This is a genomic window from Oscillatoria sp. HE19RPO (assembly GCF_024220515.1).
Classification (GTDB): domain Bacteria; phylum Cyanobacteriota; class Cyanobacteriia; order Cyanobacteriales; family Laspinemataceae; genus Laspinema.
Genome location: NZ_JAMXOT010000061.1, coordinates 1 through 21,313 on the forward strand (window position 1 = coordinate 1; position 21,313 = coordinate 21,313).

Sequence of the window (21,313 nt, forward strand, 5' to 3'; positions counted from 1 at the left end):
TTGCGCCCCTACTATAAATACACCTGGACAGGGCGATCGTATCCTCCCGAACACTCCATCAATCTATTGTAACGCGGAAGCGGATAAACCCATAGTCACCCACCCCGAGTTCTCCAATGTCCACTACCACTGCTCCCCTCACATTTTGCTCACAAATTAGCGGAGTTGCAGTTCCCGAAGGATAAAACCGGCCTCGGTTACTAGCACTGTTCGCACTTCGCAGATAGGCCGTCGGTAAATCCGGGTTCGGAGGATTTAACGCCAACGCAATCCCCACCTCAGCCCCAAATGTTCCTTCTGTCGGAGTTTGACCATTAAAAGTATCCGTGCGGAAGGTTTGAAAATCTTGCAACGGGTCGCACACCATTGCATTCTCTAACGGTCCACTTCCAGAAGAGAGGAAATAGATTGTATATTCCACTTCATCTCCCGGTTGAATCGTATTGGAACTGGCAACACCTCGCACAAAGTTAGTAGGCCAATCCGCAAGATTCTCACTCTGACCCACAACCGCGCCATTCACCCGAGTAATCCGCTTTTCTAATTCCAGATTGGGATTGCCGCGTAACGTCACCGAGGTGATTTCATTACTATCCGTCGGATCCTCGCTATTATTCCCATCAGGATTTGAGCCATTGGTAGACAAATCGTTAACCCCCGTACCCCCAGGAGTGACACCAGAAGCAGTCACCTGATTATTAAAAGGACCGAGATTGTTGCCTGGGGTAACACGCACCGCAAAATTAATCGTGGCCTCTGTATCCACAGCTAAAGTATTGCCTGTTGCCAGGAGATTAATATTTGTATCGCCATTAAAGCTGGGGTTAACGGTGAGAGTTGGACTGGAGAGGGAATTCGGTTCCAGAGTGTAAGTGAGATTGGAAAAAGTCTCATTGAGATTTTCCGTCACCTGCACAGTATTCAGAGGAACATCCCCATAATTGCGGACCACTAGGGTATAGGGAATGGTAAAAGTGCGATCGCCATTATCCGTGGGAGTTCCCGCTGCCTTCGCCACCCCAATCAGCGGCACTTCGCCGAAAGTGACCGAAGTTGGAGTCGTGTCATTCGTCGGATCGTCATCGTTATTAGTGTCTGGGTTCAGATTCTCGTCATCGGTGGAGTCATCACTCACCACAGTACCCCCAGGAGAAGTCCCTGTTGCGGTGGCAGTGTTCTCATAAGGACCCAGTTGCGAACCCGGAGTCACCCGCACCGTGAAAGTGATATCGATACTTTCTCCCACAGGTAAGGTTTCGCTTCCCAACAATAAATTTTTATCCCCATTCCCGTTAAAGTCAGGGTTAACCCCAGTCAAAGTCCCCGCCACAATTTGGGGTGCGGTAATAATTTGCGGTGCAGCAACCGCACTGGCGAAGGTACTCTCAGCATTGCCAAATAAATCTTCCGTAACTTGCAGGGTGAGAATATCCAGGTTACCAAAGTTTTCGACTCGAATCGTATAGGTAGCATCATAAGTGCCGTCCCCATTATTAACCACCGTGTTCAATTGCTTGGCAACCCCTAGCAGAGGATTTCCGGGGGTTAATGTGTTAATTGTGGCACTCGCTTGTTCGCTGCGATTCCGCTCAACTCCGGTTTGTGGGTCAGGGTCGGCAATCCCATCGTTATTCATGGGATCGGTAACATCATTGGGTCTTGTGATGGTTGCTGTATTGATGACGGGTTCTGGAGCATTGGGAGCGATAGTTCCCGTGACTGTAAAGGTGGCGACGGCACCGTTATTCAGGGCTAAGGTTGCATTGATAGTATTCCCGGTTCCATTTTCTGTACCACAAGACCCCGTTCCTGTGGTAATCTCACAGGTCCAATCCACATTAATAATATCTGCCGGAACATTATCCGTGAAGGTTGCAGGAGAGGCTTCAATAATATCGCTCGGTCCCGCATTTGTCACTTGAATTGTATAGGTAACTGGGCCATCGGTCAATCCGGGACTGCTCACATTTTTCGTAATCTGTAGATCAGCCGCTTTAATTTGCACAATCTCCCGCACCTCCCGGGGTGCAGATGGGACATAGCTCCAAATATCAAGCCCCTTATTATTCCCAAACCCACCGCTAAAGGCAAGCGCTCCCCCGGCACTATTGACCCCTTCTAAAGCTGTTAGAGGATCGGGTGGAGTGCCATTCAATTCTACATTCGGGTAATTGTTATCATAATAAATGGTCGCATTATTACTGGTCGTATTCCGAATAATAATCCCGTCTAGATTATTTTCAATATCTAAAAAGGGAAAGTGAACTTCTCCCGCATTTAAGGTAATTGTGGCATTGTAGGACACAGTTCCAGCCGGGACCAAAGCGCCATTTTTATCTCGCCCGTCCCAAAAGACTGTATTTGTAATTCCAGCGACCGATTGACCTACTAAGGTGCGATCGATGCCATCCCCATAGGTTCCATTATTGTTGAGATCTAGGGTAATCGCATAACTTCCTTCAAAGTTGGCGGGAACATCAAAAGAAAAGTTTCCGCCTAGAGGAGAAGTTCCAGCTTGATTGGGCGTTCCTTCAATCCCAGTAAAAGTAAAATTCTGGGCCTCTGGCACAGTGGGAGGGGCAGCTTGATATAACCAAGTGGTGCCTCGCGTAGAGTTAGCCGTCAGTGGCATCGTCGTATCCGGTTCATTCAGGAAAATTTTATGGGTAACATTATCATTGGCAAAGTCCGTGGGGTCTTCTACGGGGACAGGATCCAGAAAAGTCGGAATGGGAACCGATTGATAACGAGGAGTTCCATCCGGGTTAATAAATCCTTTTTGGTTGGCAAAAAAGATAAATCCCGCTGGATCGATGCCATTGAGGTCACTAAAATACTGATATCCCTGGCGAGTTTGAATATAAAAATCAGACCGAGCCCGTCGGTTATTCGATCCCATATTAAGCGCCATCGAATTAGAAAAAACTCGACCGATTTGGTCAACTCCACCATCTCTAACAGTGATATCCCAAGCAATGACTTGACCGTGAGTTGCTAGTTGAGTCCATCCGGTGAGTGGAATATTCGGTCCACCACCTGGTGCAGCCGGATTTGGACTGACAAACTCAATTTCCCAAACCCCCGCCTCTCCAGGACCGACAGTGATGATACAAGGAGTAAATCCTCCTACATTAGGCAGGGGACCGGCTGCTTCTTCGTCAGAATCAGTAATTAAACCCGTGGCACCACAATTGTCGGGTACATCATTAGGATCACTATTGGGGGCACGATATCGAATGATTCCGGAACCAAGTCCGACGGCACTCGAACCCAGGTTAATGGTTTCTCCTTCTTCGGCATAAACTTTCATAACCGTTTTAAAGTCAAGTCCCCATAACTCGGCTGACCCCCCGGTTTCTCTAAATTCTAATAATGGGCGATTTCCGCCATTTTTAATCAAGTCGATGCTGCCTTCTCCCCGCGCAATGGGGGCGGTGAAACAGAAGGCAAAAGGCAACAGAAACAAGAAGCGATGCAGGATGTTCCAAGATGAATTTGTCGGTTTCATTCTGCACCTCCGGTTTCCTGGATGGGGGTTTCTACTGCTGATGCTGCGGGGGGAATTACTTGACCAAATCCGGGCCAGAGTTCGTTTAATTTGACGGTTAAGCCTAGGTAAGGACCGGAGGCGGACCGATCGCCATTGAAGTCGCGATCGCTGACTTTGCCGAAGACGTACCCTAACCCAATTCTCAAATCCGGAGTCAAATAATATCCCACCTCTGCCACTACTCCCCATTCATCATAATTCGCATTCGTTTGACGAATCCATCTGCCTTCGCCCATCACATCCCAGCGGTATCCAAATCGATAGGTTGCCCTTAACTGATTTAAGGACACTAAACTGGTCCCGACTAAATCATCGGCGAGGTACGAGGTACTTTGCCTTAAAGCTGTTTTTCCATAAAATTCCCATCGCCAATTCGGGGCATAAATGGTTTCCAAAGCAAAGGTATGGTCTCGCGATCGCGTCCCGGACTCAAATAATATCGAATCTGGTATCAACGCTGGATTCTGGCGATAATCATACCGCAACAACGCATTAAATTTATCACTGTTTGGATTCCGATAGGCTAACCCCATTCGCAAATTAACCGTATCCCCCATTTCATCAAACAATTGATTCGATGACGATGCCTGTTGATATCGACTCAGAACGGATAGGGAATCCGTGAGTCTTCCCGATGCTGCTGCGGAAATCACTGTATTGTTGCCACTACTGGAAAACCGATGTTCATATCGGGCACTGGCAGCAAAGTCGGGATTTCCGGTATAGTCAAATCCCACACTGTAACTGTCTCCGCTGCGGATTCCTAATGCCGCAGCACTCTGTCCTGGTGCAGAGGGTTGAGCAAATTGACTGCCAGAACCTGTGCGACTGAACAGGGAACCAAAGACGTGCTCATAGGCAAAATTTAGGCGAAATCCCGGGAAGACTGTCCACCCATGTTGTAATCCTAATGCCGCCCCCATTGTCTGTCCATTAATAAAGGAATAGCGTCCGGTGACGATGGTATCTTCCGTGACGTTATAATCCCCATTGAGGTTGACGCTGGTAATGGAATTATCGTCAAATTGTCCGCCGGTAAACCAGACTTGATTCAGTTCTAGGGTGACTCCGGGAACCAAGCGCCAATCTAATCCTAGGATGGTGCGATCGGGATAAACAACATCCTCTTCTTTTAAAAGGTTAAATTCATTTTGCGCCCGAATGCTAATCGTATCAGTAAGCGGCATAGAAAAGCGCGATCGCAACTGAGAAGAGGTCGCATCTAAAGGACTCGTTGCCGCCTCATCTTTGCGGTTTCTCCACACCCAATCTAATCCGATGTTTGCCCGTCCAATGGTCTGCTGCAATCCGGCAGAAATGGTGGTTAAGGAGTTATTGAGTGCACTGCCGGGAATCGGTTCTCGTCGAGGGGTTAAAAAATCCTCTAGCACACTAATTGGACGGGGAGAATTGCCAAAGTTTTTCTCATGGTCATAGGCAAACTGTAACAGGGTTGTATTCGTTAACCGACTGTTTAATAACGCCCCATACCGCGTTTGTCCTGGCACAAAACTCACCGTGGCATCATTGGCAAATCCTTCATCGGTCGTCCGATAATATAAGCGACTGGAAAAAGGTCCGCCAATGGCATTTAATTCAAATCGGTACGCCTCTCCTGTGACGAGTCCTAAAAGTTCAGAATTGTTGGTGGAATGGGCGTATTCGGCAATAAATTGGCCGCTGACCGGGGTTCTGAAATTCGGCACTTCCCCTTCTCGATAGTCATTGACTTTTTGGGGGGCTTTTTGACCAAAGGTCAGCATGAAATCGGCACCATAGAGTTCAAAATCTCGGATGCCTTGATTTTGGCGCAAGTAGGTAGCACCCAACCATCCGGGGGTATTGAAATCTCGGGAAAAGTTATAGCGAACTCGTCCCCCCCAGAGGTTAGTATCGCCATCTAAGTCTTCATGTTGATAGGTGGCAACAACCCGTCTGGCAACGACGGTTTCTACCCCATTAACGGTGACTACATCGGTTCGCAGGAGGGGACGACGGAATAACAGGGAACCGCGATCATAGTCGATTTCATAATCAGACCCTCGGTTGAGTTGTTGTCGCCGGACAATATTTCCTGGACGTCCCAATTCTTCTAGTTCTAAAAAGATATTTTCACTGCCAGGGATGACTAATCGTTGGGAAAGGAAGTAAAATCCACTGGTGCCATCGGGGGCGATCGCATCCCGTTGAAATCCTTGAACATCGTTGGCAAATAAGGCGCTGACTTGCCATTGTCCCCAGTTATAATTGCCTTTAAATCCCTGTAATGCACGGGTTAAAGCTGTGAACTGTTGGGACTCGGTGGCAAATTCTGAAGTGCCATAATTTCCCCACATAAAGTAATCTAATCCCGCATTGTCTTCCGCTGAGGACCGTTCAAATCTTAGGAACACACTATCACTAGAAGGTGCAGTTGCCTGAACGCTTGAGGCATCTCCATACAGGGGATAATTTTGCTCACTAAATTGGGTATCTGAAAAAAACCGGCGTCGGTTACCGCTACAATCACAATTGAGGGAGCGATCGCTATTATAAGCGCCCGTAAATAACCATCCCCCTAACTCTCCGGTAGCAAACGCCGCACCTGTAACATCTAATTTAAACTCGTTATTTTCATCTGGGGGTAAAAAGTCGCGCAACCGTCCCCAATAGTCCAATCCTCGCCGTCCAAATCGCAGGTTAATTCCCCCAGTGACTAAACTCGGACGGAGGTAAGTATCAAACTGCATTTGCGTAAATGCTTCTAGGGGTCGCCCTGCGATCGTTTCCGTATCTGTGGAGGCACGAATTCTCACCGTTTGCGCGTCTAAAGGCGACTGCAACTGTGCGGTAAATTCCCCAGCAATCACGGGCACTTGAAATCCAGCACGCTCAGGATTTAGCTCTTCCCCAACAAATTCTCCCGCACTGGCACTGAGGGTAATCTCTGTATCCCGTTCGACTAATTTCCCATTTTCATCCAATAACCGTCCCTGAATATTAACAATGGACCGGCCATCGGCAGGCACTCTTTTCTCAACGGTTTCTACGGCAATTTGTGCCGCTCCTCCTGGGACAACTACGGTGACTAAAGCTTCGTTAACGGTTGCTCCAACTACGCGGATGGCGATCGCATTTTCCCCGGCTTGTAAGGGAATCCCAACCCAGGTTTGCGTCACCATCCCGGTATTACTATCTAGTTCCGTTTGTCCGACTGCTTCTGAAGATACCGGATTCCCGTTTACCAGGAGTTCGATTTCGGTCCCTTCCGGAAACTGCACCACCACCGGGGTTGCTGGAACCCGCAAGACTTCCCCAGGGGTGGGGGATAAAATGACGATTCCAGTCCCGGATTGTGCGATCGCCTCTCTGGCAGTTTCTACATTTTCTCCAGTCCCTCTTGACCCTGGATTTCCTTCTGCTATAATGGGGGAAAGGGGGTCGTTTGTCTGAAATTGGGAATTTCCCGAAGTTTCTCCCGCACCCAAATTTATCGCTAAATTTAATGAGTCCCGACTGTTGACTGTCGCTACGTTTGTCAGTCGGTTAACTATATCCGTAATCCTTGAAAACTCCGTGTTTTCAACCCATATTGCCGATTTCAGGGGATAGACATCTTGCGCTTCTTCTGTGTCTACGAATGAGGAGACAGTTGAAGGGGTGAATTGGACTACATTGTTGTTTGAAACTGCTACATTTGTCATGACAGTTGTCATGACATTACCCTCGGGGCGATCGGGGCAAAAATCTCCCGTTTTGCACAAGTTTTGGATTGTATTCAGCAAAAATGCTACATTTGATATGTCATTTGTAGCTATAGTATCCCGATTATTTTTGTCGTAAAACTCAGATATATCAAACGATTCCCGGAACTCCCCAAAATTTCTTGTGGTTTCCAGCAACCCTAAATTTTGGATGATTTCCGGAGACAAAAACATCCGAGGGTGACTGGAGGCGATCGGGAAGATTGGCCCTAATTCAGGATCCGTTGTCTGAATTTCCGATAACTTTCCATCGGAGTCCGTTGCAGATTGCACATCCTCTGTTGACAACAAGATGTTAGGGTCATTTTCCCCTAGATTGTTGGCATTAGAGGAATTGGAGTCCGTTGCAGATTGCAAATCCTCTGTTGACAACAAGATGTTAGGGTCATTTTCCCCTAAGACATTGGACGAGTTATCGGCATCGGGGACTATTTCAGGGACAGCATTTCCAAAAGTTGTCTGAATTTCCGATAACTTTCCATCGGAGTCCGTTGCAGATTGCAAATCCTCTGTTGACAACAAGATATTAGGGTGGTTTTCCCCTGAGACATTGGAGTTATCCCCATTGGCGACTATTTCTGGGGAGGCATTTCCAAAAGTTGTCTGAATTTCCGATAACTTTCCATCGGAGTCCGTTGCAGATTGCAAATCCTCTGTTGACAACAAGATATTAGGGTGGTTTTCCCCTAGATTGTTGGAATTAGAGGAATTGGCGACTATTTCAGGGACAGCATTTCCAAAAGTTGTCTGAATTTCCGATAACTTTCCATCGGAGTCCGTTGCAGATTGCACATCCTCTGTTGACAACAAGATGTTAGGGTCATTTTCCCCTGAGATATTGGAGGAGTTATCTGCATTGGCGACTATTTCTGGGACAGCATTTCCAAAAGTTGTCTGAATTTCCGATAACTTTCCATCGGAGTCCGTTGCAGATTGCACATCCTCTGTTGACAACAAGATGTTGGGGTGGTTTTCCCCTAGGATATTGCTGGCATTAGCGGCATTGGCGACTATTTGAGGGAAGGTATTTCCCAGGGTTGTTTGACAGGAGTGAGGCAGATTGGGAGGCAAAATACCATTGGGACTGGCGATTCTCGAATCGCCACTACAGAGATGGAACTCGTGGGTGAGTCCTGTCTGAATTTCTGATAACTTTCCATCGGAGTTTGTTGCAGATTGCAAATCCTCTGTTGACAACAAGATGTTAGGGTCATTTTCCCCTGAGACATTGGACGCGTTAGCGGCATTGGCGACTATTTGAGGGAAGGTATTTCCCAGGGTTGTTTGACAGGAGTGAGGCAGATTGGGAGGCAAAATACCATTGGGACTGGCGATTCTCGAATCGCCGCTACAGATATGGAACTCGTGGGTGAGTCCAGTGTGAATTTCCGATAACTTTCCATCGGAGTCGGTTGCAGATTGCAAATCCTCTGTTGACAACAAGATGTTGGGGTGGTTTTCCCCTGAGACATTGGACGAGTTATCGGCATCGGCAACTATTTCAGGGAACGCATTTCCCAGGGTTGTTTGACAGGAGTGAGGCAGATTGGGAGGCAAAATACCATTTGGACTGGCGATTCTCGAATCGCCACTACAGAGATGGAACTCGTGGGTGAGTCCTGTCTGAATTTCTGATAACTTTCCATCGGAGTTTGTTGCAGATTGCAAATCCTCTGTTGACAACAAGATGTTAGGGTGGTTTTCCCCGAAGACGATGGACAAGTTAGAGGAATTGGCGACTATTTGAGGGAAGGGAGTTCCCAGGGTTGTTTGAATGGGGGACAAGGTTTCACCTGTTCCCGTAACAAAGGACAAAGGACAAATGACAAATGACAAATAACAAAACTGCATTTTAAATTAACCTCCTTCTTGACCGACGGTGGAGGCAGGATTTTCCTCCGCAGCGGGGGTTACAGCAAAGTTCACCCGTGCCATACCCCCGGGTTCGAGGCGCACGAGACGGGATAGACTATTCCGTTCACTCACAAACTCATTGGGTGCGAGGGTGTATCCAGGAACGCTAGAGAGGTCTAATGTGGCGGTGCGATATCCACCGAGGACATTAGAGACGGAGTACAACCCTTGTTCATCGGTGATGATGCGGTTGCCGTCATCGAGGAAAATCACCGCATTCGGCATACCGGGTTCATCGGGTTGTTGTTCGCCATCGCCGTTGAAGTCCTCAAAGACGCGACCAATTAAGGTGCCGCAGTCGGAGAGAATTCCGGGGTCGATGCGTAGGGAGTGAATCGCCGGACCATCTTGAACTTGGATGCCGGTATCGACCCGCTGACCATTGGCAAAGGCGGAGTTGCGACCATTACCGCGCAAGGCATCGGGGGTGATGCGTGCCGCGTAGGCAATATTGAGGACTTCCGTGGGAGGAATGGTGACGTTGGAGGCATCGAAGGTGATGGAACGTCCATCATGACTAGAGGTGATGCCAATTCGCTGACCGGAGATTTCGGCGCGGACGGAATCCTCGCGGAATTGGAATCCGAGGGGGAGGAAGTCGGCGGCGATGATGCCGGTAACGGGAGTATTGGCGAGGTTGCGGATGGCGAGACGATAGATGACGGTATCGCCGGGTTCGGCAGCGATGCGATCGCCGGTTTTGTCGATTTGGATTTCCTGCGCTTCGCACAGACTGGTGGTTAAGTCGAAGGTGCCGAGGTTCAATCCGACTTGTTGGCGATCGCGAATATCAATGGTCCCATTCGCAACGGTGCTATTAGTCACCACATTCAGAGGACGACCATCCAAGGCGGTGGCGGTATAGGAAACGATGCCATTATTGTTGGCAACGATATCCAGGCGGATACGACGTTCCGCGTAGTTACTCCCACTAGGAGGAGTGACTAGGAAAATATATTGCTGTCCGGGGTCCAGTTGACCTCGGGAAACATCCAGGAGGAAATTGTAAGTGCCTTGTTCTCCATTCGTCAGGAAGAACGGGTTGGCATTTTCCAGGTTCGGCGAGAGTCCCTGACGGATATCCGTGGGAGTCAAGGAGACAACCCCTTGAATTCCTCCCGTGGGGTCGGCAGGGTTGGGTTGGTAGAGTCCAACTCTGAATCCGGTGTAGTCCGGTAAGAGTTCTCCGGCGCATCCGGTAATCCGTCCCAGTCCGTCCCTCCCCGGTTCTCCTGGCAGGGTGGGGGTAATAATCACGGTTTGTTGGGTGGGGGGTTGTTCGGGAGTCTCGACGGAGGGAATATTAACCGTTACCCCACCGCCATCGGGAGGAATCGGTCCAACTTCCACCTCAACCACAATCTGGACACCGCCACCGGGGGGCACTATCACATCCGTTGGGGTGGTGACGGGTTGGGGTTGGGGTTGGGGTTGGGGTTGGGGTTGGGGGGGAGTGGGAGGGGTGGGAATGGGTTCGGGTTGGATATCCGGTGCCGGAGTAATCGTCGGTGGAGGTCCCGATGGCGGTTGTTCTTCCGGTGGCGGTTGTTCTCCCGGTTGGGGTTCGGGGTCGATATCCGGTGCCGGAGTAATCACCACAGGTCCAGGTTCTTCCGGTTCCGGTTCTGGGAAGCAATCGCGAACGAGGAAGACATCGCTGCCACTGCCAATCATGGAATAACTCACCCCACGGACAATGCCGTTGGTGGTTTCTTCTTGAACGGCGTTGGCGTCTGGAATTTGGAAGCGCAGGGCGCTATCGGTGGGGTTATTCAGGGTGAAGTCAAAGAACAGTACATCCCCTTGTTCGATGCCACTGCGAACGCCGTTGCGGAGGTTGCGAATTTCTTCTACAAAGTCTTCGCCAAGGTCGCGCAGGAGAGTTTCGCGATCGGGGACGGCAGCAACCATTGCCTGAAATGCGGCGCGGAAGGTGTCATCGATGGGTGCATTATCTCCTGCGGCGACAATGGTCGAGATCAGTTGTTGGGAGACGGTTTCTGCTTCTGCCTCGGTGAGTCCATCGCTTTGGAGGATGGATTTGGAGAGTTCGGCAGTTAGGGCGATCGCCGTTTCTTGTGCTTCTGAGCGTTGCAGTCGAGCAATCGTAGAGGCTTTACCCGGAACTGCTTGGAATACCGCTGTTCGAGTGGCGATCGCCACGTCTCGGAAACTCGACTCAACCGGCATCTGCGCCAAAGTCACGGTGACGGCAATCACCGCCCGAGTTGCTTCTGCTTGGGTAAATCCCAATGTGATTAATTCATCCGCTAATGCACCCGCAAAAGCACCGGAAACGCGATTATTTGCCCCATCCCGAATTCCACCGGGATTGATGGTAACGGGTCCTCCCCCAACCACCGCATCTGTAATGGGGTTGGTAATCGATTCAATTTGGTTGATGCCATCGCTGCTGTAACTATAGGATGCTTCATTTTGCAGCAAGTATCCTGGAACCACACATTGGGGATTATCCTGAGCAGAGACGGGGGTAAAACCGCCGGTTTTTAGAAACAGAGTCCCCACCGTTCCCGTGAGGAGGGTGGCAGTGACTGCCCAGAAGAGGGAACGAGTCCTAACTGTGGATTTGGAGTTGCTCACTCCAGACTGTTGATGCTTCATTGCACCCGCACCTCAAACTGTCCGGTTACAACGGTGCTGGGTGGCAGGGGATTGGTCAAGGTCCAACGGAGGTGGGTATAGGTCTCAGGGGGTGCGCTTTGGGTTTCCACTTCTCCATTCTCTAAGGTGACTTCCACCGTGGGATTCAGGGTAAAGGTTTCGCCGTTATCGATGCTGTAGGTAATTTCGGCATCCGTATCGATTTGGGAGGAGTCAGGGATATAAACGACGGAATCGGGGATGGGTTGGGTGAGGATGAAGTTGGCGATCGCCCGATCGCTCTGATTCTGGGCGGCGATCGTATAGCGCAGGACCTCTCCCGGTTGTACCGATGCAGCAGCAGGCAGTTCTACCCATTCAGTATTGACATTCCCCTGTTCATCTTCAACGGTTCTGCTCAGATAGAGTTGCAGACGAATGGCAACCCGGTTGCCTTGGGTGAGGAACAGTGGACAGGACCCGGTGAGGTCACAGGACCCGGTAGCATTGGCCGTCTCCCCCAAGGGTGAAACGGATGCCATTGCCAAACCCGTCCATGACAGATTCCCTATCATGCCCAAAGTTATCATTAAAATTGCTAACGGGTTTTCCTGCATTTCCTTCCCCCCCTGATTACTGAGATAATTGATAATTGAGAATGGATAATTGAGAATTTTCGTTTGTCATAAGAATGACCAATGACCAATGACCAAGGACAAATGACCAATGACCAATGACCAATGACCAATGACCCTGGTCAATTCACCCGGCGGCGAAATGTAAAGGTTCCTGATTCTCCCGGTGCAATTTCCTGAAGCACTCGCACGACATATCGGGTGACATCCGTCTCCACCGTTGTCCCGCTTTGTTCCCCGGTGGGTGTCGTTGCAGGTCTTCCCCGGAACAACTGAATGTCTCCCCCAGTTGAATCCACCGCAGACCCAATCACATGAGAGGTATCAATTCCCGTCGTCGGATTGTTATCCTCATCGAGGTTATCCGTATCTAACGCCCAATTATTTCCGGCAGTATTGGTCACCGGGTCATAAGTTGTGCCATCTTCGGTAATCACCAAATTCCGGGCGGTTAGGGTGACATTCCCCGGACCCCCAACCGTGGAAAAGTTATTGTAAGTCAAGCGATATTCGATGATATTGCCTGGGGAGGGGGTTTTGACCTCGGTACTAAAGACCTCCTGTCCCGGGAGCACATCGGGTCCCGTTCCTTTGAGGAGGCGCGATTCTTTAATCGTCTCGATAAACCCGGTATAAACCCGGTTAATTGTGGTCGCCCCGTCTTCCCCTTGATCAAAACTCCCGTTGCCATCGGTATCGACAAAGGCGGCGATCGGAACTGAATATTCGGTATTTACTTCCCCGGTGGGCAATCGAATCTGAACTTGATAGTCTGCCGGAGAGACTTCCCCGGGAATAATAATCGGTGGATCTGAGGTCGTAAATCCGGTGACTGGATCGTAAACATAGGTGACGGTTCGGCCCCCATAGGTGATGGTGACAACTGTCCCTGGCGGTAACGAGTTGCGATCGCTGGGGTTAACCGGGGCGATCGTCAGGGGTTGACCCGTGGGATTCACCACCGTATTGCCAAAATCTCCCGGAGGGACCGGGGAAATGGGTTCTCCCGGTCTTAAATTAGGCGGAATCGGGATCACCGCATTATTGGTGAAACTGTCATCTTGATCCGTGGGACCCACGGCCCCGGGCGTCCCAATTGGACCATTGATAATCGTTGTGGGAGCAAAGGGTAGGGTGACCACATTCGCTTCCCCTCCCGGTCCGACGCCGGTATTATTATTGTTCGGGTCTTGACCATCGTTTGCTGGATTCGCCACCCCGGAGGAGACAACGGGATTCCCGTCGGCATCAAGGACAGGTAATGTCCCATCATCATTAAAGTTACTGGGATTTTGGTCTCCGGATTCGTCATACACCAAGCGGTCCGGATTGCCAGCAGTCCCCCCAAATACCTGGGCAATATTGGCGATCGCCGTTGTCCCTGGCGCAATATTGCTCGTGACGACTTTAAACTCAAATCCGCTCACCTGAGTGCCTTGGGCAATGGTCGCTTCGGAGATAAATCCCACGCGCCGCACATTGGCAACTCCCCCCACTGCGGCCACATCGGTCCGCCAATTCGCTTGCAAGGGATTGGCACTATTGGGATCATCTGCTGTAAACACCACTTGCCATCCCTGGGGTGCAACTGCCGAATCCAGCACCAATTGAGTCCCCACCGGCATCGCATCAGAAATCAGAATCCGGTTGACCAGATTCCCATCGACATTAATGGGGAAGCGTTCATTCGGCGCTAAATCTCCCGGCACAAACCCAGTGACTCCCGGCGGCAGTTGCGATCGCACGTCCAAGGTCAGTTGATAAGGAATCACATCATCGGACGGATCTGCCGGATTATTCACCTCAATCGGCGTCCCATGAGTTTTATACAGGGCCGGCAATGCTAAAGGCACTGCTTGCACCGTCGTTCTTTGGGTCGCACTCGCCCCCCTTGTGCCATTCACCGGCGGTCCATCCACTTCCCCGGGCACCGATCCATTGGGGTTATCTACGGTATAAAGATCCCCTACCCCAGGGTCTTGGGAGACATTCTGCTCATCCCCGGGGGTATTCCCCAGTTGAACCGCAATTTCGCTGCCCACCCCGGCATCAGGACCAACCGTGACCGGGACTCGCACCAGGATACTACCCCCTGCCGGGACCGAGGGGGAGATCAGTTCCGTTCCCGTCACCTGAATCCAAGTTTGACCCCCATCGGTACTAATTTCCACATTACCCGCGAGGGTTCCAGGTCCGGTGATATTGGCCGAATTGGGGATGCGAAAACGAGTGGGGTCATTCCCCACATTGGTGACCTCATATTGAAAGTAAAGCAGGTCCCCCACGTCGATTCTGTCGTCCCCATCGTCGTCCGTAATTCCCGTTGCTTGGACGGTAATTCCAGCAACTTCCGCCACGGTAATCGTAACCGTGTTGGATTCAACTTCAATGGGTATCCCCGGATTTTGCGGGTCCTCAAAACTCCCCGTCGCCCGGTTTTCAATGGGGGTTCCTGCTGGAGTCAGTTGAGCAAACACAGGCAAGGCGACGCCTAAAAATAGCGGCCAAATGCCGATTCCTCCCAGCAACAATATCCTAATTAAATAGGGGTGCTTGGCCCGTTGCTTTCCAGCGTATTGAGTGGATTCCACAATAAAAATGACCCTGGAGTAACTGGTAGATTCAGTTAGATGCCCCTGATGCTCATGCCTTCAAGCTGAGTCAAAATCATTCCCTGAATAGGGGAAAAAAGCGATGGCTTGGTCTGGCAAAAAATAAACTTTAAACTAAAGATATCAGGGTCCCTAAACTCAAACCCCTTTATTTATCTGTTTTGATTCCATTGAAAAAGTTTAAACATTTTATTGTTTTAGCTTAATTAATCTTTGGATTCACATTGACCTATATTTAACCCAAGCGCTCTGAGTGATGTCAAGTAGCTTTAATATTTCTTTACAAAGATTTTATAATTTTCATCCGGATGATTGAATAAAGTAATGAATATAAGACGCCCTAACCTCGAATTTGTTCCCAAATTCGATAAAATTTCTGCAATCAAAGCGGGAAAGCCTAGCCAGTCCAGCCAAATCCAGGAAAAAAACCCATGAAAAACCGTAGTGATGAACCGGAATATGGCATCGTCTGGGTCACTGCCCCCTCGCGCACCGAAGCTTCGGCGATCGCAGAGGCCCTAGTCAAATCACGATTAGCCGCCTGTGTGAGCCTGACCCCTATTCATTCAATTTATACTTGGAGAGAAACAATCAATAAAGAAGAAGAATGGCAACTCACAATCAAAACCGATTTGCGTCAATTTGCCCGATTAGAATCAACGGTCAAATCCTTACATTCTTATGAAGTTCCTGAAATAATTGCCACTCCAATTATTGCAGGTTCTACGCCTTACTTAAATTGGATTAGCGAGTCTGTTGTGAGAGGTTGAAAAATATCTTCAAATCCGGAAGAAAGAGAATTGAGGCCAAGAATCGGTCCCCCAGGGAAAAATCATCCTAGGTGCAATTCCACCCCTGAGAGAGAATCCCCAACACCCGTGGCAGTCGTTCCCAGTCCTGAAAACAGGAACTATAATACCCCCATAGGCATAGAGCGGCCTATCCTGGAATGGGGTATAAAAAAGAAACCTCCGAAGGCAACCCCTAGGGGAACGAAAAAATCACGCCCCCCTTCATACCCAACAGTTCACCCTCAATCCTTGCTAACCCCAACCCCTTATGAGCGATCGAGGAGACCTAATCAAGAACAACCCATACCAGGACCGTCTCCCCCGGGCAGTCCTCCACCTCACCCTGGGGTTAAGCCTCCTGATCTGCCCTGGAGTTGCCGCAGCAGCCCCCCAGACTGACCCTGTGGGAAACCTCCCCGAATCTCCCGAGAACACCACCCCAGACAGCTTAGAAGAACAAGCCAGTCGCGCCTTTAAGGAAGGAGAGCAACTCTTCTTAGAAGGCACCCCAGAAGCCCTCATCGCTGCGATCGCCAAACTGCAAGAAGCCCGCAGCCTCTATCAACAACTCGGCAATCAATCCTTAGAAGCCGAAACCCTAATCGGACTCGCCTTCGTCGCCACAGCCTCCCGCAACTCCCAAGGAGCCCTCGACTACCTCCAACAAGCCCTCACCCTCAAACAAGCCGTAGAAGACCTTCCCGGCGTTGCAGACGTCCTCTTTAACCTAGGCCGCAGCTATGCGGAACTGGGAACCTTTACCCCCGCCCTGGACGCTTATCATCAGGCGCGAGACCTGTATCAAAAACTCGAACTCCCCAGTGCAGAAGCCTTTGCCCTCATAGAACGGGGGGCGGTTTACGATGCCCTAGGGGAATATCAACAAGCCCTCGATTCCTATAACGAAGCCCTCCCCCTGTGGAAAGAAGCAGGCGATCGCTCGGCAGTGGCCGTCACCCTCAATAATATTGGTAAAATCTACGACGACCTAGGACAATATCGAGAAGCCCTCGACTACTATAATCAAGCCCTTCCCCTCTATCGAGAACTCGATGACCCCTTTGGAGTTGCCCTCACCCTCAACAACATCGGCAACGTTTACGAAGCATTAGGAGACAAACAAGCTGCCCTCGATCGCTATAACGAAGCCCTTCCCCTGTGGCAAGAAGCCCGCGATCGCCGAGGGGAAGCCACCACCCTCAACAACATCGGCTTCGTCTATGCCAAAGACGGCGAGTATCCCCAAGCCTTAGAAATCTATCGCCAGGGATTACCCTTGTGGGAAAGCGCAGGCGATCGCCGGGGAGAAGCCAGTACCCTGAATAATATCGGCTTCGTCTATGCCTCCCTCGGCGACAACTCCAAAGCCCTGGAATACTACAATCAAGCCCTCCCCTTGCGCCAATCCGTCGGCGATCGGCCCAAAGAAGCCCTCACCCGCTACCGCATCGCAGTCGCCCTGCGGCAACAAGGACAACTTGACAACGCCCTCACCGAAATCGAAACCGCCATTGCGATCGCCGAGGACCTTCGCACCAACGTCGCCAGCCAGGACTCCCGCGCCTCCTTCTTCGCCAAAGTCCAGGACTACTACGAATTCTACATCGACCTGCTCATGGAACTGCACCAACAGCAGCCCACCGCAGGCTTTGACGCCAAAGCCCTCCAAGCCAGCGAACAGGGCCGTGCCCGCAGTCTTTTGGAAATCCTCAACGAAGCCAACGCCGACATCCGCCAAGGGGCTGACCCCCAACTCCTCGATCGCGAACGCAGCATCCAACAACAACTCAGCGCCCTAGAAGAACGGCGCATCCAACTCCTCTCCGGACCCCATACCCCCGAACAAGCCGACGCCCTCAGCGCCGAAATTGAGGACCTCCTCACCCAATACCGGCGGGTCCAAACCCTGCTGCGCGTCACCAGTCCCCGCTACGCCGCCCTCACCCAACCCCAACCCCTCACCCTCACCCAAATCCAGGAACAAGTCCTCGATGATGACACCATCCTCCTGGAATATTCCCTCGGCAAAGAACGGAGTTATCTGTGGGTGGTTACCAAAACCAGCCTCACCAGCTACACCCTACCCCCCCGAGAAGAAATCGAACAATCCGCCAAACAGTTTAGAAACGCCCTCACCATTCCTAGTCTGCGGATCCGGCGATCGATTTTTACCCAAACCTCTGCCGCCCTCAGCGAGAAAGTCCTCGGACCCGCCGCCGACTTCCTCGGCGATGACAAGCGCCTGCTGATTGTCAGTGATGGCGCTTTGCAATATATCCCCTTCGCCGCCCTCGCCGTCCCCAATCCGCCAGACGACAGCGAGAGTTACCTGCCTTTAATCGTCAAACATGAAGTCGTCAGCTTGCCTTCTGCCTCCACAATGGCCGTATTGCGCCAGGAAATAGCCGGACGCACCCCCGCCAGCAAAACCCTAGCGGTCCTCGCCGATCCGGTGTTTACCCCCTACGACGATCGCCTGCAACCGAATGCATCCGATGAGTCCCTCACCCTGGGGACTAAATCGGAAACCGGCACTCGCGCCTCGGAAGTCGAATTTAGCCGTCTCCCCTATACCAAACTCGAAGCGGAGGAAATTCTGGCCCTAGTTCCCGAATCCGAACGTAGAAAAGCTTTCGGGTTTGAAGCCAGTCGCGAAGCAGCGACCAATCCTGAACTGAGTCAATATCGGATCGTTCATTTTGCCACCCACGGATTGCTGAATAGTGTGAATCCGGAGTTATCGGGGTTAGTGTTTTCCCTGTTAAATAAGCAGGGGGAACCGTTAAATGGGTTTTTGCGCCTCCATGAAATTTTTAACCTCAATTTACCGGCGGAATTAATCGTGTTGAGTGCCTGTGAAACCGGGTTAGGTCAGGAAATCCGAGGGGAGGGCCTGGTGGGGTTAACCCGGGGGTTTATGTATGCCGGTGCGCCTCGGGTTTTGGTTAGTCTGTGGAGTGTGGATGATGAAGCCACCGCAAGGCTGATGGTGAATTTTTACCAGAAAATGCTCCAACAAGGGTTGACTCCTGCGGCTGCCCTGCGATCGGCCCAAATCGAACTCTGGGAACAACAACGATGGCAGGCCCCTTTCTACTGGGCGGCCTTTACCTTACAAGGCGAGTGGCAGTAAGCGTTCTGGGGGATTAATGCTATAAAACCCCACACCCTCAAGGGTGGGGCTATACGGACGAAGCGGTGCCTGCGCGGGCTAAAGAGAAAATCGAGTTTTTATAACCGGATTTGGTATAACGTTCTCGTTAATCCTGCTATTTTTTACCCTACAAGTTGCTAGTTGTCAACAAGAGTTCATAAATTTTAATAAATTTCTGAAATATTGTTGCAAAACTTCATAATGTCTGTTACATTTATTTACATAAGCCACCAACGGGTTCACCAAACCAACTAAAGGAGCCAATAACCATGAACACCACAAAGGGAGTCGTGATCAGCGAAAGCGATAAACTCAACAACTTTGCGATCGAGCCGAAAATGTACGTGGATGAGACCCCGCGCACGGGATTTACCCCCTACGCCGAACGCCTCAACGGAAGATTAGCAATGATTGGTTTTGTTTCATTACTCGCCTTTGAAGTTTTAAGTAAAAATGGGTTAATCGGATTTTTACAAAATTTATAAAATAACGAGCTTTAGCTCGATATCTCCCAATCAACTTTCTCATAGACAAGCCTTTGCAACGCACGAGTCCTCTCAACTCGTGCGTTTTTATTTGTTCAGGAATGAAGGAGAGTCGGTGATAGTCTCGAACTGCCTAAAATTGTTAAACTGAAAACACTATAAAATCCACCTAAATCTATGACTGGAACACTAGAAATTCAACAACAAACTCCGGTTATTTATCCCAGCGAGGACGGTGAACCCTTGGCAGAAACGTATGATCATCTCTACGCGATTCTGGTCACGTTAGAGGTGTTGCGGCAATATCTAATTGGTCGTCAGGCGACCGTCTTAGGGGACCAGTTTCTGTACTATTCCCAAGCGCATCCCCGGATGCGGGTGGCCCCGGATGTGATGGTGATTTTTAATGTGGAACCGGGGGGACGGGATAATTATAAAGTGTGGGAAGAAGGACAAGTGCCATCGGTGATTTTTGAGATGACTTCACCGAGTACCCGCAAGCAGGACATGGAGGTGAAAAGAACCCTCTATGAACAGTTGGGAGTGGAGGAATATTGGTTATTTGACCCGAGGGGAGAGTGGATACCGGAACAGTTGCAGGGGTATCGTTTAATCAGTAAAGCGTATGAGGCGATCGCAGATAGCTATAGTACCGCCTTGGGTTTACAGTTGACCGTCGAAGGTAAGCTGATCGCCTTTTATCGAGGGGATACCGGGGAACGGTTACTGATGCCCGAGGAGTTGCGCTTGGCATGGCAACAGGAACGAGAACAAGCGCAACTGGAACGGGAACGGGCGCAACTGGAACGGGAACGGGCCGATCGCGAACGAGAACGAGCAGAGGCCCTCGCCGCGCAATTACGAGCATTAGGAATCGATCCCGAGGCATAACACTCCACAAGGTTGGGTTTAAACTCAACCTTGTAGATTGAGCTAAAACACTTTTTGATAAAGGAGGGGTGAAAGTCTGGAATAGTCTAAAACCACCTCAACTTATCCAACTGAACACCCAATAAAATTAACTTAAATCTATGACTGAAACGGTACCAACTGAGCAACAAAATCCGGTGGATTACCCCAGCGAGGACGGGCACCGTCTGGCCAGACCTTATGATCATATCTATGCAATTTTCGTCACTTTAGAGGTGTTGCGACAATACCTAAGCGGTCGTCAAGTGACGGTTTTAGCCAAGCAGTTTATCTACTATTCCAAAGGGTTTCCCCAGATTCGGCTGGCACCGGATGTCATGGTGATTTTTAATGTGGAACCGGGGGGACGGGATAATTATAAACTTTGGGAAGAAGGCCCCAAGCCCTCGGTAATTTTTGAGATGACTTCCGTGGCTACCCGCGCCTATAACCTAGAGTTTAAGAGAGTAATTTATGAACAGATGGAGGTTGAGGAATATTGGGCATTTGACCCGAAGGGAGAATTGATACCGGAAAAGTTGCAGGGGTATCGTCTGAACAACCAGGGTGTTTATGAACCGATCGCCGATAGTTATAGTCACGTTTTGGGGTTACGGTTGGCCGTAGAAGATAAGCTAATCGCCTTTTATCGCGGGGATAACGGGGAACGGTTACTGATGCCTGATGAGTTGCGTGTGGCATGGCAACAGGAACGGGAACGGGCAAAGACCCTAGCCGCACAGTTACGGGCGTTAGGGGTTGAACCCGAGGCATAAGTCAGTAAGGGAACTCCAAAAAATAAAACCTTCAAAAAACCCGCAGGCTCAAGCCTGGGGCTACACGGACAAAGCGGTGCCTGCGCGGGCTAAAAGAGCCTTGTTAGGTGCGATCGCATCAAAGCAAGGATGATTTATTTGTT

The 21,313-nt window shown here is 50.3% G+C and carries 10 protein-coding genes; 5 read left to right on the forward strand and 5 right to left on the reverse strand.

The annotated features are described in order from the left end of the window. Positions 1-58: 58 nt before the first annotated feature. The 5 genes from NG833_RS06675 to NG833_RS06695 all read right to left on the reverse strand — a co-directional run bounded on the left by NG833_RS06675 (position 59) and on the right by NG833_RS06695 (position 15,034). The gene (locus NG833_RS06675) at positions 59-3,508 is read right to left on the reverse strand and encodes a DUF11 domain-containing protein (RefSeq protein ID WP_254564527.1); all 3,450 of its coding nucleotides are present in this window, start codon (positions 3,506-3,508) and stop codon (positions 59-61) included. Then, the gene (locus NG833_RS06680; RefSeq protein WP_254564528.1) at positions 3,505-9,144 is read right to left on the reverse strand and encodes a hypothetical protein; all 5,640 of its coding nucleotides are present in this window, start codon (positions 9,142-9,144) and stop codon (positions 3,505-3,507) included. The genes NG833_RS06675 and NG833_RS06680 overlap by 4 nt, the downstream gene beginning before the upstream one ends. A gap of 6 nt (positions 9,145-9,150) precedes the next feature. Continuing rightward, positions 9,151-11,829, reverse strand: a complete 2,679-nt coding sequence (locus tag NG833_RS06685; protein ID WP_254564529.1) for a hypothetical protein — start codon at positions 11,827-11,829, stop codon at positions 9,151-9,153. Then, the gene (locus NG833_RS06690; RefSeq protein ID WP_254564530.1) at positions 11,826-12,350 is read right to left on the reverse strand and encodes a hypothetical protein; all 525 of its coding nucleotides are present in this window, start codon (positions 12,348-12,350) and stop codon (positions 11,826-11,828) included. Before NG833_RS06690 ends, NG833_RS06685 begins: the two co-directional genes overlap by 4 nt. Positions 12,351-12,565: 215 nt before the next feature. After that, positions 12,566-15,034, reverse strand: coding sequence for a hypothetical protein (locus NG833_RS06695; RefSeq protein ID WP_254564531.1), 2,469 nt, complete (start codon positions 15,032-15,034; stop codon positions 12,566-12,568). Between the two features lie 452 nt (positions 15,035-15,486). On the opposite strand from NG833_RS06695, the gene cutA reads away from it, so the two are divergent. The 5 genes from cutA to NG833_RS06720 all read left to right on the forward strand — a co-directional run bounded on the left by cutA (position 15,487) and on the right by NG833_RS06720 (position 21,170). After that, complete coding sequence (gene cutA / locus NG833_RS06700; protein WP_254564532.1) at positions 15,487-15,825, forward strand: divalent-cation tolerance protein CutA; 339 nt, start codon at positions 15,487-15,489, stop codon at positions 15,823-15,825. 289 nt (positions 15,826-16,114) lie between these two features. Further along, the gene (locus NG833_RS06705) at positions 16,115-18,979 is read left to right on the forward strand and encodes a CHAT domain-containing protein (RefSeq protein WP_254564533.1); all 2,865 of its coding nucleotides are present in this window, start codon (positions 16,115-16,117) and stop codon (positions 18,977-18,979) included. Positions 18,980-19,269: 290 nt separating this feature from the next. Next, a complete protein-coding gene (locus NG833_RS06710) occupies positions 19,270-19,485 on the forward strand; it encodes a high light inducible protein (RefSeq protein ID WP_254564534.1) in 216 nt (71 codons plus the stop codon). Positions 19,486-19,662: 177 nt separating this feature from the next. Beyond that, positions 19,663-20,376, forward strand: a complete 714-nt coding sequence (locus NG833_RS06715; RefSeq protein ID WP_254564535.1) for a Uma2 family endonuclease — start codon at positions 19,663-19,665, stop codon at positions 20,374-20,376. 140 nt (positions 20,377-20,516) lie between these two features. Further along, on the forward strand, positions 20,517-21,170 hold the full coding sequence (locus NG833_RS06720) for a Uma2 family endonuclease (protein ID WP_254564536.1): 654 nt from the start codon (positions 20,517-20,519) through the stop codon (positions 21,168-21,170). Positions 21,171-21,313 lie beyond the last annotated feature (143 nt).